The following is a 15,421-nucleotide window of genomic DNA, read 5'->3' on the forward strand; positions in this document are numbered from 1 at the left end:
CGCCTTGCTGCAATCGACGGTATGACAACCAACCACCGCATTGCCCTGATCCCCGGCGACGGCATCGGCGCCGAGGTACTGCCCCCAGCACAGCAGGTGCTCGATGTTCTCGGCCGCCGCCACGGCTTCAGCCTGTCCTACACGTCGTACGACTGGTCGTGCGAGCGGTACCTGCGGGAGGGCGCGATGATGCCCGCCGACGGGATCGACCAGCTGCGCGACAAGGACGCGATCCTGCTGGGCGCCGTCGGCTACCCGGGGGTGCCGGACCACGTCTCGCTGTGGGGATTGCTGATCCCGATACGGCGCAGCTTCCGCCAGTACGTCAACCTCCGGCCCGTCCGTGTCTTCGCAGGCATCGACAGTCCGGTGCGCGGCGCACAGCCGGGCGAGGTCGATCTCGTCGTCGTGCGGGAGAACGCCGAGGGCGAGTACAGCGAGATCGGCGGACGGCTGAACCAGGGCACGCCCGAGGAGTTGGCCGTCCAAGAAGCGGTGTTCACCCGGGCCGGGGTCACCCGTATCGCCGACTACGCGTTCTCGCTCGCCGCCCGCCGCCGAGGGAAGCTCACCTCCGCCACCAAGTCCAACGGCATCATCCACACCATGCCGTTCTGGGACGAGCTGATCGCCGAGCGGGCCGCCGAACACCCCGGCGTCACCTGGGACCAGGAGCACATCGACGCGTTGGCGGCCAAGTTCGTCCTCGACCCCGCCCGCTTCGACGTCGTCGTCGCCTCCAACCTCTTCGGTGACATCCTCAGCGACCTCGCGGCCGCGGTCGCCGGATCCATCGGTATCGCCCCGGCGGCCAACCTCAACCCCGAGGGTGACTTCCCCTCGATGTTCGAGCCCGTGCACGGCTCAGCACCCGACATCGCAGGCCAGGGCATAGCCAACCCGTTGGGCGCGATCTGGTCCGCGGCCATGATGCTCGACCACCTCGGCCATCCGGCCGCGGCCATGGACATCACGGATGCGATCGCCTCGGTCCTGGCCAAGACCGATACCCGCACCCGTGACCTGGGCGGAACCGCGACCACCGCCGAGTTCACCGACAGGCTGATCGAGTTCCTCTGAGCCATGTTCTTCCGCGGTGGGCGGCAGGGACGACGCCGCCCACCAGTCATCCCCGCGCGCCCTCTGCAGCTGCTTCTCCCGCGTCCAGAACCAGCACCGCGACGTGCAGGGACGTGCGCTCCAGACCTGACTCCAGGTCGCAGCCGAGGAGCCGCTCGATGGTGTGCAGGCGCTGGTAGTACGCCTGCCGGGACATGCCGGCGCGTTTCGCCGCGACCGACTTGTTCCCGGCTGCCGCCAGATAGGCGCGCAGTGCCTGGAGCAGATCGCCGCCGTTGCGGTCGTCGTGCTCGATGAGGCGGGTCAGGTGCCGTTCCGCGTACCACTGAAGACGGGTGTCCTCCCGAAGGACGCCCAGCAGCTCCGGCAGCCGGACGTCGGCGGGGACGTAGAACCACCGCTCCGGGGAGGCCGGTGTGATGGCCTCGGCCGTCTGCTCCGCCTCCTGCCACGACCGGGCGATCCCGCCGAGGTCGGTCACCCCGGGACCGACGGCGACGACGGCCCGCGGTCCGAGCTCCTCCCGGGTCAGACGGCCGATCTGCTCGGCGACCGGCTGCCAGGCGCTTGCCTGTGCCAGAGCCATGAGTACACCGATGCGGCCCGGGGCCGTCTCGCCGACCAGGGCGCGGACACCGGTGTGCGTCAGCGCCTTCGCGATCCGTTCGTCCAGGTGCTCCCCCTCGGCGCCGGTGTACGGGTGGCGGATGACCACGGCGAACAGGCGGTGTCCGAGGGTGGGCAGTCCTAGTGCCTCGGCGCGGGCGCGGGCGTCCGCGGGGGAGCGGAAACGCCGTTCGTACAGGTCCCGCAGTACGGAGCGGTGGGCCCGGCGCTCCCACCAGGCCTGCCCCGCCAGACGCGCCATGGTCAGCGCGACCGCCGCACGCTCCAGCACCAGGACGTGTTCCGGGTCGGGCTCGGCGCTCAGCCGGTCCTCCAGCAGGACCAGCCGCCCCCACGGGCCGTGGTGGTCCTGCACCGGCGCGATCAGCCACCCCTCCGGGCCGCTCGGCGTGAGCCTCTCCGGCGTCGGGGCGGCCCGCGAACGCCGAGACCAGGCCGACACCACCGGCTCGTACGGCCGGCCGAGCAGCTCGCACATCAGGACCCGGTGGGTGAGATCCTCCAGCACCACGGGGGCTCCGGTGAGCTCCGCGGTGGTGTGCACCAGTTCCTCGGGGTCCGCGCCCCGCAGCGTCAGGGCCGTGAAGATGTCCTGGATGTCCCGCCCGCGGCGCAGCAGGGCCCCCTGGGCGTCGAGGATGAGCGCGTGCACCGTCTGCGTGACGTCGATGAACCGGACGCCACGGGCCAGCTCGACCAGCGGCACATCGCGGGCACGGCACGCCGCCACCAGCTCCTGGGGCACCTTCTGGTACCGGTAACCGAGCTCCACGACCAGGCCGGCTGCGCCGACGTCCGCGAGCTGGTCGACGTAGCCGCGCAGCTCGGAGGCGTCCTCTGGATGCGGCACACCGGTCGTCAGGATCAGCTCGCCGCCCTCCAGGAAGTCCGCGGGGTTGAGCAGCTCGGTGACATGCACCCAGCGCACCGGGCTGTCCAGTCGCGACTCGCCTGCCAGCACGCGAGGCATCCCCTCGACGAGCACGGGCAGGCCCAGTACCTCCCTAAGGGTGGGGAAGTGCCCGATTGCATGGTGTCTGGGCGGCATAGGGGGTCTTTCATCCGAGGGAATCGGGCTCACCTTCGCACCGGCCACTCATCGTGACAAGAGGCGGGCCGTCATTTGGGCAGTCCGGTCGTCCGCAGTGACAGACCGTCTCGAGAAGGCCTTGAAGCGGAACACAGTGTGGGTTGACCTGCGGGTTCCGCGGGGCGGAAAGTGAACGCCATCCCCAGCAGGATCCGAACTGCAAAGGTCCGCGCGGTATCCGCAGCGTGCTGGGGCGACTTCCACCCAGACCACACCATCGAGCGGAGCGATCTCATGCGCATTCCGAAGCGCGTCGCCGTGATCGGTGCCGGCAGCATGGGCAGCCAGGCCATGTGGCGACTGGCCGCCCGCGGAGCCGAGGTCATCGGCTACGACCGCTACGCACCGGGTCACGACCGAGGCGCGGCCGGGGGCGAGAGCCGGATCTACCGAGCCGCCCACCTCGGCGAGCCCGCGTACATTCCGCTGCTGCGGCTGGCGGACCGGATGTGGGGGCAGCTCCAGGCGGAGACCGGCCGGTCGCTGCTGCGCCGCAGCGGCAGCCTCGTGATGGGGGAGACCGCCTCACCGTCCATGCGCCTTCTCCTTTCCATCAGCGCCGTCCAGGGGCTGGATCACGAGGTGCTGGATCGGGAGGAACTCGCCCGCCGCTACCCCCAGCACCGTCTCCCGGACGGACATACCGCCGTCCTCGACCGGTTGGGTGCCGTCATCAGGCCGGAGGCGTCGATCCAGGCCGCCGCCGCCCGCGCCGAGCAGCTGGGCGCCCGGCTGCACCGCTACACCACGGTGCGCGAGGTCGTCCCCGCGGCGGGCGGCGGGGTGCAGATCGTCACCGACCTGGGCACGGACCACGTGGACGCCGCCGTGGTGACCGTGGGCCCCTGGATCAACACCCTGCTCCCGGACCTCCCCCGGACCGTCGACGTCCGCCGGGTGGTCTGCTCCTGGCACCTGCCCACCCGCCACGACTGGTTCGCGGGCGGTGCCCCTTCCTTCGTGCGCGCCGCACCCCACGACTGCTTCGGAATCCCGTCGCCCGACGGCATCTCCGTCAAGCTCGGTCTCTCCTTCAAATACCATGCGCCGGTGCCCGAGCCCGATCGGCTCGACCGTACCGTCCGCCCCGAAGAACTCGGTGTCTTCCGCGAGCTCATCGGTGAACTCATGCCCGACCTGAACCCCGACCCCATCAGGATGTCGGCCTACATGGAGGGCTACACGGAGTCCGGAAACCCGATCGTCGGCCATCTCCCCGGCGAGGACGACATCATCGTCATGGCCGGGTTCTCCGGCAGCGGTTTCAAGTTCTCGCCCGCGATGGGCGAGATCGCCGCCGACCTGGCGCTCGACGGCACCACGCAGCACCCTGTCGACTTCCTTGCTCCGGCAGGAGTCGGCGCCGCCTGATCCCCGGCGGATGTCGACGTCCTCACCCCCCACTCCTGACGTCTCTGTCGTGAGCATGCCTAAAAAGGGTCCGTGCCGGCCCTGATCAGTTCCCCGACGCAAGAAAACGGAGCACTTCCATGCCCCTTCCCTCGTTCCAGTTCCGCCCGAAGTACGTCTCGTTCGACTGCTACGGCACGTTGATCGAGTGGCCGATGACCCCCATCACGCGTGAGCTCGTCGGCGACCAGATCCCCGCCGAGCAGTGGGATCAGTTCGTCAAGGAGTTCCGCGGCTACCGCTACGACGCGGTCCTCGACAAGTACTACCCCTACGAGCAGACGCTGCAGGCCGCCTTCGAGCGGGTCTGCCGCAAGTGGGGCGTCAAGGCGGCCCCGGACGCGGGCAAGCGGCTCGCCGACGGTGTGCGCAGCTGGGGGCCGCACGCGGACGTGCCGGAGCCGCTGAAGAAGATGGGGGAGCACTACAAGCTGGTGATCCTGTCCAACGCCGACGACTCCTTCCTCGCGGAGAGCGTGCCGCGGCTGGGCGCCGACTTCCACGCCGTCTTCACCGCCGAGCAGGCCGGCTACTACAAGCCCCGCTACGCCGCGTTCGAGTACATGCTCGACCAGCTCGAGGCGTCCCCCGAGGACTTCGTGCACGTCTCCTCGCACACCCGCTACGACCTGATGCCGATGCACGACATGGGCTTCCGCAACCTCGTCCTGCTGGACCGCGGCTGCGACCCGGTCACCCACGGCTACGACTACGTGACCGTCAAGTCCCTGGACGAGCTCAATCAGATGCTGGGCATCTGACGCGCGACGCGCACCCGCCCCCCCGTCCGATCCGCACGTCGTCCCCGCATCACGGATTCCCCGTATATCCCCGTATCCCCAGGAGGCACCGCCATGGAAACCAACCGGACAGGCCGCAGAAACGTATTCCGCACCGCAGGCGCCGTGGCCGCCGCGATGCAGGTCAACAGACACCTGAGCATCCCGATCGCCACCACCGCTCTGGCCCTCGCGCTCGCCGCGTGCGGGGCGACCGGCACCGCGCAGAACGCGGCGGCGAAGAGCACGACGCAGGGCGGGGGATCCGGCTCGTCGGCCGAGCACACCGACGACATCTCGGTGGGCGTGAAGCCGGACCAGAACGCGGTGCAGCTGCTGCCCGCGACGGTGAAGGCCAAGGGCACGCTCTCGGTGGCCATGGACCTGGCGTACCCGCCCACCACGTTCATGGCATCGGACAACAAGACCCCGATCGGGTTCAACCCGGACATGGCCCGGCTGATCGCTGCCAAGCTCGGCCTGAAACTCGAGATCAACAACGTCAAGTTCGACACCATCATCACCGGACTGCAAGCCAACCGGTACGACTTCACCGCCTCCACCATGGGCGCCACCAGCGACCGGCTGAAGGTGCTCGACATGGTGGACTACGTCAACTCCGGGACCGGAGTGTCCGTCCCTTATGGCAACCCGCAGAACCTGGGCACCCACACTCTGTGCGGGCACCGCGTCGCCGTCCCCTCCGGCAGCACCGCGGAGCTCCAGTGGCTGCCCCAGCTGTCCAAGCAGGACTGTACGAGCAAGGGCAAGCCGGCCATCAAGTCGGTGAGCCTGCCCAGTGTGAACGACGCGCTGACCCAGCTGGTCTCCAAGCGGATCGACGCGGTGATGTACGACTTCATCTCGCTGGAGTGGGCGGCCGCGCAGCAGCCCAAGACGTTCGACGTCCTCAAGCCCCTGGTGGCCACCAAGCCCGCGACCGTCGCGCTGAAGAAGGACTCGCCGCTGACCCCCGCGATCAAGGCTGCCATCCAGTCGATCATCGACAGCCCCAAGTACACCCAGGCGCTGGACCGCTGGGGTCTCAAGGACCTCGGGATCAAGGCCGCGGCCATGGCCGTCCCGCAGGACTGAGACGCCGATGGACGTGATCGAGACCACGACGACCAGGAGCCGACCGGTGCCACAACTACTGGCCGAAGAAAAGAAGCGGATCACGCCGAAACGTCCGCGCGACTACGTCGCCTGGACCGTCGCGATCGCGATCGTCGCCGGTCTGGTGTGGACCGCGGTGACGAACGAGAACTATCGCTGGCCGGTGGTCTTCAGCTACTTCACCACTGAAACCATCCTCAACGGCCTGCTGATCACGCTCCTCCTGACCGCGGCGAGCATGGCCCTGGGCACGCTGCTCGGGCTGGTGCTGGCGGTGATGCGCATGTCGCACCAGCGGCCCGTCTCCGGGCTCGCCCAGCTCTACATCACCTTCTTCCGTGGCACCCCGGTGCTCGTACAGCTGGTCTTCTGGTTCAACATCGCGGCGCTGTACCCGAACCTCTCGATCGGCATCCCGTTCACCGACATCTCCACGCCGGTGAACGTGAACGCGATCATGACGCCGATGACCGCGGCCATCGTGGGGCTGACGCTCAACCAGGCCGCCTACATGTCCGAGATCATCCGCGGCGGCTTCGCCTCGGTCAGTCGCGGACAGCACGAGGCGGCGGAGTCCTTGGGCATGTCGGGGTTCACCAAGCTGCGGCATGTGATCATCCCGCAGACCATGCCGGCGGTCATCCCGGCCACTGGCAACCAGGTGATCGGCATGCTCAAGGAGACCTCGCTGGTGAGCGTGCTCGGCGTCGCCGACCTGCTGAACAGCGCACAGTCGATCTACGCCCGGAACTACCAGACGATTCCGCTGCTGATCGTGGCCAGCCTCTGGTATCTGATCATGACGCTGGTGCTGAGCGTGCCCCAGTCCATGATCGAGCGCCGTTTCTCCCGCTCCACCCGGGCGCAGCTGACCCCGGCCGCCACGTCGGCCGAGCCGGGGGCGGGCCAGCCAGTTCCCACCACGAGGGAGTCCCTGCTGTGAACGCCGACGGAACGATCGTCGCACGCAAGCTGTGCAAGAGCTTCGGACGTCACCAGGTCCTGCGTGACATCGACCTGACCGTCGCGGCCGGGGAGATCTCCTGCATCATCGGACCCAGCGGATCGGGCAAATCGACCCTGCTGCGGTGCATCAACGGTCTGGAGACCGTCGACCGCGGAGTCCTGCGGGTCAATGGAGAGGACTTCGGCTACGTCGAGAAGGACGACGCCTACCACGCCGTCCGCCCCAAGCGGCTGGCCGAGCAGCGCGCCCGCATCGGCATGGTGTTCCAGCAGTTCAACCTGTTCCCCAACATGACCGCCGAAAGCAATGTCATGTCCGGACCGGTGCTGGTGCAGAAAAAGGACCGCGCCACCTGCCGGGAGCAGGCACAAGAACTGCTGGCCAAGGTCGGCCTCAAGGGCTGTGGCCACAAGTACCCCGCCCAGCTCTCCGGCGGCCAGCAGCAGCGCGTGGCCATCGCCCGCGCGCTGGCGATGGAACCCACCATCATGCTGTTCGACGAACCCACCAGTGCGCTGGACCCCGAGCGCGTGGGCGAAGTACTCGCCGTCATGCGCGACCTCGCCGGCAACGGAATGACCATGCTGCTCGTCACCCACGAGATGGCCTTCGCCCGCGAGGTCGCCGACGAAGTGCTCTTCATGGACGAAGGCGTCGCGGTCGAACGCGGCGACGCACGCGAACTGCTGGCCAACCCCCGTGAGAAGCGAACCCAGGCCTTCCTCGAAAGGGTGCTGTAGCCAGTGGCACCGGCAGGTGGCAGCGGCTCCGGCAGCGAGGCTGGAGGAGACGCTGACCGACTGCGGTGAACGTGACTCCCGCGCCCCTGCCGGTCCTGGTCTCCAACCCCACGCTGTTTCGACGTCGCCCCGACCGTCACAGCCGTCAGCGCGGTCCTCATCGCCCTGGCGTCCTCACCCTCGCAACTGACATCGCCGTCGGCCGGGCCCCTGGTGCTGCCCGGCCGCGCCTCCTTCGAAACTCCCCGCTAAGGACCGACATGAAGACGATTCCCTACTGGATAGAAACCGCCGGGGCGTTTCCCGACCGATCCGGCAAGCCGCTGACCGAGGACACCGACCTGGTGGTCATCGGCGCCGGCCTGACGGGTCTGTCCACCGCCCTGCACTCCGCCCGCAAGGGCGCCCGCGTCACCCTCGTCGAGAAGGGCCAGATCGGCTCCGGTGCCTCCGCCCGCAACGGCGGTATGGCCAACCTGGGCTTCACCATCGGCGTGGGCCAGGCCATCCGCCGGTACGGACTGGAGCGGGCCCGCGAGATCTACAACTCCTACGGCGAGGCCGTGGACACCGTCGAGCGGCTGGTGAACGAGGAGTCCATCGACTGCCAGTTCCGCCGCGTCGGACGCCTGGGTGTCGCGTCCCGCCCCGCCCACTTCGAGAGCAAGAAGGCACAACAGCGCCTCCTGGCCAAGCACTTCGGACACGAGACCACTCTGATCGGCAAGGCCGAGCTGCGTTCCGAGATCGGATCCGACGCCTACCACGGCGGCCTGCTCGACCCGTTCAGCGCGGCCCTGCACGTCGGCCGCTTCGTGCGCGGCATGGCCGAGGCGTGCGAGCGCACCGGTGTCGAGATCCACGAGCGCAACGCTGCCATCGGCGTACGGCGCACCGCCGCCGGCCGGTTCGAGGTCAGCACCGAGCGCGGTGTCATCCGTGCCGGGCAGGTCATGATGGCCACCGACGCCTACACCGACAAGAACTTCCCGTGGCTGCGCCGCCAGCAGGTCTGCGTGGGCAGCTTCATCATCGTCACCGAGCCGCTCGGCGAGGAACTCGCCCGGGACATCATCCCCAAGGCCCGCCTCATCGTCGACTCCAACAAGGTCTGCCACTACTTCCGGCTCACCCCGGACAACCGGCTGCTGTTCGGCGGCCGCGCCCGCTTCGCACCCTCCGACCCCACCTCGGACAAGAAGAGCGGGGCCGTCCTGTTCCGCGAGATGTGCGAGATCTTCCCCCAACTCTCCCGCACGAAGATCGAATACGTGTGGGGCGGCTCCGTCGGCTTCGCCATGGACCGCATCGTGCACGCCGGACAAACCGAGGACGGCGTCTACTACTCCATGGGATACGCGGGCCACGGCGTGCAGATGGCCACCCACATGGGGCACGTCATGGCCGAGGTGATGGACGGCCACCCCGAGGTCAATCCCGTCCGCGACATCGCCCCGCCCCGCATACCCCTCTACAACGGCACTGCCTGGTTCCTGCCCTTCGCGGGCGCCTACTACAAGACGCTCGACCGCATCCGCTGACCGGTCGGCAGCCTCTCTACACCTCCAAGGAGATACCCACGATGACTGTCGTCCGTGATGTTCCCAAGCAGCTGTTCATCGGCGGCGATTGGCAGGACGCGGAGTCCGGCCGGACCCTGTCCGTCGATAACCCGGCCACCGGCGAGGAACTGTGCCAGGTCGCCGACGCCTCACCCGCCGACGGTCGGCGTGCGGTCGAGGCGGCGGTCGCCGCGCAGGCCGCCTGGGCCGCCACCCCGCCGCGCGTGCGCAGCGAGATCCTGCGCCGCGCCTACGACATCATCATCGCGCGCACCGAGGACCTCGCGCTGCTGATGACCCTGGAGATGGGCAAGCCCCTGGCCGAGGCGCGTGCCGAGGTCGCCTATGGCGCGGAGTTCTTCCGCTGGTTCTCCGAGGAAGCCGTGCGTATCGACGGCGGCATGATGACCGCCCCCGACGGCAGGAACCGTCTGCTGGTCGCCCGTCAGCCCGTCGGCCCCTGTCTGCTCATCACCCCCTGGAACTTCCCCCTGGCGATGGGCACCCGCAAGATCGGCCCCGCCGTCGCCGCCGGCTGCACCATCGTCCTCAAACCCGCCCCCCAGACCCCCCTGACCAGCCTCGCCCTGGCTCAGATCCTCACCGAAGCGGGCCTGCCGGCCGGGGTGCTGAACATCGTCACCACCTCCGACGCCGCCGGCGTCGTCGAACCCCTCCTTCGCGGCGGGAAGATCCGCAAGCTCTCCTTCACCGGCTCCACCCAGGTCGGGCGGATCCTGCTGGCCCAGTGCGCCGACACTGTCATCCGCACCTCCATGGAACTGGGCGGCAACGCTCCCCTCATCGTCTTCGACGACGCCGACCTCGACGTGGCCGTCGAGGGCACCATGGTCGCCAAGATGCGCAACATGGGAGAGTCCTGCTGCGCGGCCAACCGCCTTTTCGTCCAGACTTCCGTCGCCGACGAGTTCGCCCAGCGCCTCACCGCCCGCATGGCCGCCCTCACCGTCGGGCCCGGCACCGAACCCGGAACCGACGTCGGCCCCCTCATCGACCTCGCCGGCCGCAGCAAGGCGCACGACTTGGTGCGGGACGCCGTCAAGCGCGGTGCCACCGCCCTGACCGGCGGTGAACTCCCCGAGGGACCGGGCTGCTTCTACCCGCCCACCGTCCTCACCGGCATCGCCCCCGACTCCGCGATCATCGACAATGAGATTTTCGGCCCCGTCGCCGCGATCCGCGCCTTCGAGACCGAGGACGAGGTCGTCGCCGCGGCCAACGACACCGAATTCGGCCTGGCCGCCTACCTGTTCACCCAGAACCTCGACCGTGCCCTGCGTGTCGCGGAACGCCTCGAAAGCGGCATGATCGGTATCAACACCGGACTGGTCTCCAACCCCGCCGCGCCCTTCGGCGGCGTCAAGCAGTCCGGCCTGGGTCGCGAAGGCGGACTCGTCGGCATCGACGAGTTCCTGGAGTACAAGTACATGGCCGTCCCCGTCGGAGCCTGACATGCGCGAGCGACTCGTCGTCCTCTACCGCGGCAACCGGCCCCCCGCCACAGTACGCATCGAAAGCCTCGCCGACACCGTCTACGCGACCGAGGAGGAACTGCCCTACCTCCTCCCCGGCGCCGACGTCCTCCTGGCCTGGGTGACCATCACCCCGGCCATCCGGGAGGCGTGGCCCGACGATCCGCAGAAGGCGCCCCGCTGGGTCCACGCGTCCTCCGCAGGAGTGGACTCCTTGCTGTTCCCCGCCCTGGTGGACGATCCGCAGATTGTCCTGACCAACGCCCGCGGGGTCTACGAGCAGCCGACCGCCGAGTACGTCCTGGGCCTGATCCTCGCCCTCGCCAAGGACTTCCCCGGCACGTGGGAGCACCAGCGGCGCCGCGAGTGGCGTCCGCGCCCCAGCGACGGCATCACCGGACGCACTGTGCTGGTCTGGGGGACGGGGCCCATCGGCCGGGCCATCGCCCGGCTGCTGCGCGCCGTCGGGATGCGGGTGAGCGGCGCCGGCCGCGCGTCCCGCGCGGACGACCCCGACTTCGGCACGGTCCACGGTGCGGCAACCCTGCGCTCCGCCCTGGCAGAAGCGGACTACGTCGTCCTGGCCGCTCCCCTCACGCAGGGCACCCGGGGAATGGTCGACGCCCCCGTGCTGGCGGCCATGAAGCCGGGGGCCCGGCTGATCAACGTAGGCCGGGGCGGACTCGTCGACGAGGAGGCGCTGGTCGACCACCTTGCCTCCGGACGGCTCGCCGGCGCGGCCCTGGACGTGTTCGCCCGGGAGCCGCTGCCGACCGAATCACCTCTGTGGAACATGCCCGGAGTGATGATCTCCCCGCACACGGCGGGGGAGACCACCAGCGAGCGGGAGGCTCTCATCGAGGTGTTCCTCGACAACTTCGCCCGGCACCTCGAGGGCCGGCCGCTGCGCAACGTGGTGGACAAGCAGCGCGGATACGTGGTCGACGACACGCCCCCAGGCTGAAGGCGGGTAGCACGCGCCCCGACCGGTGACTCCTACCGGTCGGGGCGCGTGCTACCCGCCTTTTCTCTCTCCGACTTGCGGCACCCGGCTGGGCCCGGACGCCGAGCAGCATGGATGGGACCGGGCGGTAGCCGCCCGGTCCCATTGCCCCGTACCGCTTCGCTGAGCCGGGCCTTATGAAACGGTCAGGTAGATCTTGCGCACGGTTTCGATGGTCTTCCAGACACCTACGTAGCCCGGCTTCATGACAAAGCTGTCGCCTGCCTTGTAGATCACCGGCTCGCCGCCTTCCGGTGTGAGTTCGATGACGCCGGAAAGGATGTGGCAGAACTCGAAGAGCTCGCCCTTGATCGAGTGCGTCTCGCCGGGCGTGGCTTCCCAGACGCCCGTTTTGATCGTTTCCCCGCGGGCGGCGTCCTGGGCCCAGGTCTTGTAAGTCGGGTTACCGGAAATCAGGCGTTCCGGCAGCGGGCCCGACTCCTGGGGCGCGAAGGAGGGGTTGGGATCGATGGTCTTCAGGAGCGACATTTCTTTCCTCTACTGGATGTGACAACGACGAAAATCGGGAGCGGACGTACCAGGCGTCACCGGGTCGAGTTCGACCAGACTCATCGCACGTCTCGGAGCAGGGACTGACGGCTGCCGCCACGGGTGTTGACTCCGACATTAAGTGCCGGACGATCGGCATCGAAGGCGACCTGATGGGCGGCGGCCCGCACCAGCGGTGCGGAGCGTGCGACTGCCCCGGCCCATCGAGTGTTTCTGACGCCCCGCACGGAGCCCACATGTGATCTGTCCGCTGTGGGCACGATGTTCGGACGTTGTGTCGGGCGGGAGGCCAGAGGGGCATTCATGGCCAGGAGCGGATCGGGCGCCGCGGGCGCATCCAGCGGCATGGACGGGTCTGCGAGCATAAGGTGCTCATGTGTTTTTCCCTCGTCGGCTCCGGTAGTCGTGGAGCCAGCCAAGACCTTCGCTCGTGCCGGCGCGGGGGCGGTACTCGCAGCCGGTCCACCCGTCGAAACCCAGCTCGTCGACCACGTCGAACAGGTGGCGGACGTTGAACTCACCCTGGTCGGGCTCACCCCGGTCGGGCACGCCCGCGATCTGCAGATGACCGACCCGGCCGGTCGGCAGGTCGCGGCGCAGTGTCGTGGTGAGGTCGCCCTCGACGATCTGGCAGTGGTAGAGGTCGAGCTGCGCCTTGAGACGGGAGGCTCCCACCTCCTGCACCACGGCGTGGGCCTCGGCCTGGGTGCTCAGGAAATACCCCGGCATGTCGCGGCCGTTGATCGGCTCGATCAGGATGTCGACACCCGCCGCATTGGCCCGTTCCGCGGCCCAGGCCAGGTTGGTCAGGTAGGTGTCGCGGTGCTTGGCCCGTTCGACCGGTGTCGCGTCCAGTCGGACCAGCCCAGCCATCAGGTGCACCCGAGGGCAGCCCAGCACCCCCGCGTACTCCAGCGCCCGGTCCACCCCGCAACGCACCTCCGCCTCACGTCCGGGCAGTGCCGCCATCCCGCGCTCTCCGGACTCCCACGCTCCTGCAGGTGCGTTGAAGAGCACCTGCACCAGGCCGTGGTCGTCGAGCCGGCGGCGCAGCTCGGCGGCGTCGTATGCATAGGGGAAGAGGTACTCGACCCCCTGGAAGCCATCAGCCGAGGCCGCGGCGAAGCGGTCGAGGAAATCGTGCTCGGTGTACATCATGGACAGGTTCGCTGCGAACCTCGGCAAGCTGGCTCCTGTGTTCCGGCCGGGGACGGCCAAGGGCAGTGGTTGACGGCGTAGACGGAAGATCTGGGCGGTGATCTCGGAGCAGGCCGACCAGGCGGCCATCCGCGCTTCATCAAAGCTGGACCGCAGTGATGCGGCGCGATTATCGGGCTCCGCAGCCTCCCTGCCATTCCATGGTCTCGAAGGCCCTGGCTGTGGCACGGACGGGTTCAGCCCGCCTGCTCGTTCAGCACACGCACCGCGTCCACCGCTCCGCTTCGTGGGCTGGAGAGCACAGGCTTGCCGACGGCTTCGGCGATCGCGGGAGCCAGCCGTGCCATGGACGCCTGGGCCAGCACGATCACGTCGACCTCGGTGGCCAGCGCCCGTGCCCCGTCCAGCACCATCGCGTCGTGGCGGTCGCGGTCACCGGACGTCAGCACCGAGAAGGCGCCCTCGCAGAGCTGTTCTCGGACGGTGATGTCGCGACCGGCCGCCCGGGCCTTCTCCTCGACGAGGGCACGGGTCGGCGGCAGCGTCGTGGGGACCGTGGCAAGGACACCGATGGCGTCGGCGGTCTCGACCGCTGACGCGGTCATCGTGTCGTCGATCTTGACGATCGGGACGGAGACCAGGCGTCGGGCCACCTCGATGGCCGGACCGACCGAGGAGCAGGCGGAGAAGATGACATCGGCCCCGGCGGCCTCCGCGGCCTGGGCCAGGTGCACCATGCGCTGCGTGCTGGCAGGTGAGACCTCACCGTCGCGCACCACGGCAGCCAGCACGTCGCTGTCGACGAAGTGCAGGACGTGGGCGTCCGGCGCGAGTTCCGCGAGGTGTTCGTTGATGACCGAATCGGGGTTGATGAACAGCAGGCTGGTGTGCAGCACGGCGATCGAGGGCGTGGTGGACATGTTGTCTCCAAAACAGGGTGAGGTATCGGGCCGCGTGCCGGTGAGGGCACGAGAGCACGAGGCGAAGCGGTGCGGTCCAGGTCAGCGGGGCTGAGTTCAGGTCATGCGTTCACGTGAGAAAGGGTCGAGCCCGCGGGTTTCCCCCTTCGGCGTGGGGGCTCAGGCGGCTGATGACATCCAGGGCGGCGTCCCGGACCGCGTCGCGGCCCGCCGCCCACAGGGAGACGACGTCGGCGCCGGGCAACGCGGACGGGAGGGTCACGCGGGTGGCCTCCAGGTAGGCGCGGCGCAGTTCGGCGTTGACGTTGACCTTGGCGACGCCTCGGGCGAGGGCGCCGTGCACTTCCTCGACGGGCAGACCGCTGGCGCCGTGCAGGACGAGGACCTGCTCAGCAGTCATCTGTCCCTGGTCAACCAGAAGATCCAGGCCAAAGCGACCGCCCTGGAGCTGGAGCACCACGACGAGCCCATTCGGCTCGATCCTCAGGCATTGACGCTCATCGCCGACACTCGCCCGCGGCCCACCAAGATGTCCGAGATGGGAAGCGGGCAGAACTACCTGGGCTACCACATCGCGACCATGTTGAGCCTGCACGAGTGGTTCGCCGAGATTGGCAGCCCCCCCGTCCCACGCTTCCTCATCCTCGACCAGCCCTCGCAAGCCGGATTTCCCGATGAGACACGCGACGGCGGGTTCGGAACCGCCCGCGCCACTCTCCTCAATCTCTACAAGACGATCCAGGCAAGCGTCGAGGCACTCCGAGGCGGCTTTCAGGTCATAGTCGTCGAACACGCCGATCTCGACGACGAGCCCTTTCGCAGTGCCGTCCGGGCGCGCCGGCGGCGCAGCAACGGCGAAGCTCTCGTTCCTGAGCACTGGATCACCTACGACGCCGACGAGTGACGGCACGGACATGCGGCCGCCCGAGAACGTCATCACGCATCCCTGTTCTCGGCAGGTGGAGA

15 protein-coding genes are annotated in these 15,421 nt (G+C 68.8%); 10 read left to right on the top strand and 5 right to left on the bottom strand.

The genetic code is table 11. The features are described 5' to 3' along the window. Nucleotides 1-21 precede the first annotated feature (21 nt). Complete coding sequence (locus tag ACIBTS_RS00280) at nt 22-1,080, top strand: tartrate dehydrogenase (RefSeq protein ID WP_399315641.1); 1,059 nt, start codon at nt 22-24, stop codon at nt 1,078-1,080. A 46-nt stretch (nt 1,081-1,126) separates the two neighbouring features. On the opposite strand, the gene ACIBTS_RS00285 is transcribed toward ACIBTS_RS00280, so the two are convergent. Continuing rightward, nucleotides 1,127-2,755: a PucR family transcriptional regulator gene (locus ACIBTS_RS00285; RefSeq protein ID WP_399315642.1), complete on the bottom strand. Its 1,629-nt coding sequence runs from the start codon at nt 2,753-2,755 to the stop codon at nt 1,127-1,129. Nucleotides 2,756-3,031: 276 nt separating this feature from the next. On the opposite strand from ACIBTS_RS00285, the gene solA reads away from it, so the two are divergent. The 8 genes from solA (at nt 3,032) to ACIBTS_RS00325 (ending at nt 11,828) form a co-directional block, all read left to right on the top strand. Continuing rightward, nucleotides 3,032-4,168: an N-methyl-L-tryptophan oxidase gene (gene solA, locus ACIBTS_RS00290; RefSeq protein WP_399315643.1), complete on the top strand. Its 1,137-nt coding sequence runs from the start codon at nt 3,032-3,034 to the stop codon at nt 4,166-4,168. A 119-nt stretch (nt 4,169-4,287) separates the two neighbouring features. Next, nucleotides 4,288-4,968, top strand: coding sequence for a haloacid dehalogenase type II (locus ACIBTS_RS00295; RefSeq protein WP_399315644.1), 681 nt, complete (start codon nt 4,288-4,290; stop codon nt 4,966-4,968). A gap of 93 nt (nt 4,969-5,061) precedes the next feature. Next, on the top strand, nt 5,062-6,081 hold the full coding sequence (locus ACIBTS_RS00300) for an ABC transporter substrate-binding protein (protein WP_399315645.1): 1,020 nt from the start codon (nt 5,062-5,064) through the stop codon (nt 6,079-6,081). Nucleotides 6,082-6,088: 7 nt separating this feature from the next. Then, nucleotides 6,089-7,045 (top strand): amino acid ABC transporter permease, encoded by a 957-nt coding sequence (locus tag ACIBTS_RS00305; protein ID WP_399315646.1) that lies wholly within the window; start codon nt 6,089-6,091, stop codon nt 7,043-7,045. Next, complete coding sequence (locus ACIBTS_RS00310; RefSeq protein WP_399315647.1) at nt 7,042-7,809, top strand: amino acid ABC transporter ATP-binding protein; 768 nt, start codon at nt 7,042-7,044, stop codon at nt 7,807-7,809. Before ACIBTS_RS00305 ends, ACIBTS_RS00310 begins: the two co-directional genes overlap by 4 nt. Nucleotides 7,810-8,069: 260 nt before the next feature. Next, entirely contained in the window at nt 8,070-9,350 is a 1,281-nt protein-coding gene (locus ACIBTS_RS00315) for an NAD(P)/FAD-dependent oxidoreductase (RefSeq protein WP_399315648.1), read from the top strand. A gap of 41 nt (nt 9,351-9,391) precedes the next feature. Beyond that, nucleotides 9,392-10,843: an NAD-dependent succinate-semialdehyde dehydrogenase gene (locus ACIBTS_RS00320; RefSeq protein ID WP_399315649.1), complete on the top strand. Its 1,452-nt coding sequence runs from the start codon at nt 9,392-9,394 to the stop codon at nt 10,841-10,843. 1 nt (nt 10,844) lies between these two features. Further along, the gene (locus ACIBTS_RS00325) at nt 10,845-11,828 is read left to right on the top strand and encodes a D-2-hydroxyacid dehydrogenase (RefSeq protein WP_399315650.1); all 984 of its coding nucleotides are present in this window, start codon (nt 10,845-10,847) and stop codon (nt 11,826-11,828) included. Nucleotides 11,829-12,002: 174 nt separating this feature from the next. Here ACIBTS_RS00325 and ACIBTS_RS00330 read toward each other — a convergent pair whose 3' ends face one another. From ACIBTS_RS00330 to ACIBTS_RS00345, 4 genes are all read right to left on the bottom strand, one after another. Next, complete coding sequence (locus ACIBTS_RS00330; RefSeq protein WP_366887723.1) at nt 12,003-12,356, bottom strand: cupin domain-containing protein; 354 nt, start codon at nt 12,354-12,356, stop codon at nt 12,003-12,005. 393 nt (nt 12,357-12,749) lie between these two features. Beyond that, nucleotides 12,750-13,562 carry a 2-oxo-tetronate isomerase gene (gene otnI / locus ACIBTS_RS00335; protein WP_399315651.1) on the bottom strand — a complete coding sequence of 271 codons (813 nt, stop codon included), beginning with the start codon at nt 13,560-13,562 and terminating at the stop codon, nt 12,750-12,752. Nucleotides 13,563-13,771: 209 nt separating this feature from the next. After that, a complete protein-coding gene (locus ACIBTS_RS00340) occupies nt 13,772-14,455 on the bottom strand; it encodes an aspartate/glutamate racemase family protein (RefSeq protein ID WP_399315652.1) in 684 nt (227 codons plus the stop codon). Nucleotides 14,456-14,564: 109 nt separating this feature from the next. Beyond that, nucleotides 14,565-14,855, bottom strand: a complete 291-nt coding sequence (locus tag ACIBTS_RS00345) for a class II fructose-bisphosphate aldolase (protein WP_399315653.1) — start codon at nt 14,853-14,855, stop codon at nt 14,565-14,567. Between ACIBTS_RS00345 and ACIBTS_RS00350 the strand changes: the two genes are divergently transcribed. Next, nucleotides 14,826-15,359 carry a DUF3732 domain-containing protein gene (locus ACIBTS_RS00350; RefSeq protein ID WP_399315654.1) on the top strand — a complete coding sequence of 178 codons (534 nt, stop codon included), beginning with the start codon at nt 14,826-14,828 and terminating at the stop codon, nt 15,357-15,359. The two genes, ACIBTS_RS00345 and ACIBTS_RS00350, sit on opposite strands and share 30 nt — an antisense overlap. Nucleotides 15,360-15,421: the final 62 nt, after the last annotated feature.

It is taken from the genome of Streptomyces sp. NPDC050121 (assembly GCF_044460385.1).
Lineage (GTDB): Bacteria > Actinomycetota > Actinomycetes > Streptomycetales > Streptomycetaceae > Streptomyces > Streptomyces soliscabiei.

Excerpts from the sequence above, each read along its gene's own strand:
- ACIBTS_RS00345 (WP_399315653.1), bottom strand. The coding sequence starts at position 14,855 with ATGACTGCTGAGCAGGTCCTCGTCCTGCACGGCGCCAGCGGTCTGCCC.
- ACIBTS_RS00340 (WP_399315652.1), bottom strand. The coding sequence starts at position 14,455 with ATGTCCACCACGCCCTCGATCGCCGTGCTGCACACCAGCCTGCTGTTC.
- ACIBTS_RS00315 (WP_399315648.1), top strand. The coding sequence starts at position 8,070 with ATGAAGACGATTCCCTACTGGATAGAAACCGCCGGGGCGTTTCCCGAC.
- ACIBTS_RS00325 (WP_399315650.1), top strand. The coding sequence starts at position 10,845 with ATGCGCGAGCGACTCGTCGTCCTCTACCGCGGCAACCGGCCCCCCGCC.
- solA (WP_399315643.1), top strand. The coding sequence starts at position 3,032 with ATGCGCATTCCGAAGCGCGTCGCCGTGATCGGTGCCGGCAGCATGGGC.
- ACIBTS_RS00295 (WP_399315644.1), top strand. The coding sequence starts at position 4,288 with ATGCCCCTTCCCTCGTTCCAGTTCCGCCCGAAGTACGTCTCGTTCGAC.
- ACIBTS_RS00305 (WP_399315646.1), top strand. The coding sequence starts at position 6,089 with ATGGACGTGATCGAGACCACGACGACCAGGAGCCGACCGGTGCCACAA.
- ACIBTS_RS00330 (WP_366887723.1), bottom strand. The coding sequence starts at position 12,356 with ATGTCGCTCCTGAAGACCATCGATCCCAACCCCTCCTTCGCGCCCCAG.
- ACIBTS_RS00280 (WP_399315641.1), top strand. The coding sequence starts at position 22 with ATGACAACCAACCACCGCATTGCCCTGATCCCCGGCGACGGCATCGGC.
- ACIBTS_RS00285 (WP_399315642.1), bottom strand. The coding sequence starts at position 2,755 with ATGCCGCCCAGACACCATGCAATCGGGCACTTCCCCACCCTTAGGGAG.
- ACIBTS_RS00320 (WP_399315649.1), top strand. The coding sequence starts at position 9,392 with ATGACTGTCGTCCGTGATGTTCCCAAGCAGCTGTTCATCGGCGGCGAT.
- ACIBTS_RS00300 (WP_399315645.1), top strand. The coding sequence starts at position 5,062 with ATGGAAACCAACCGGACAGGCCGCAGAAACGTATTCCGCACCGCAGGC.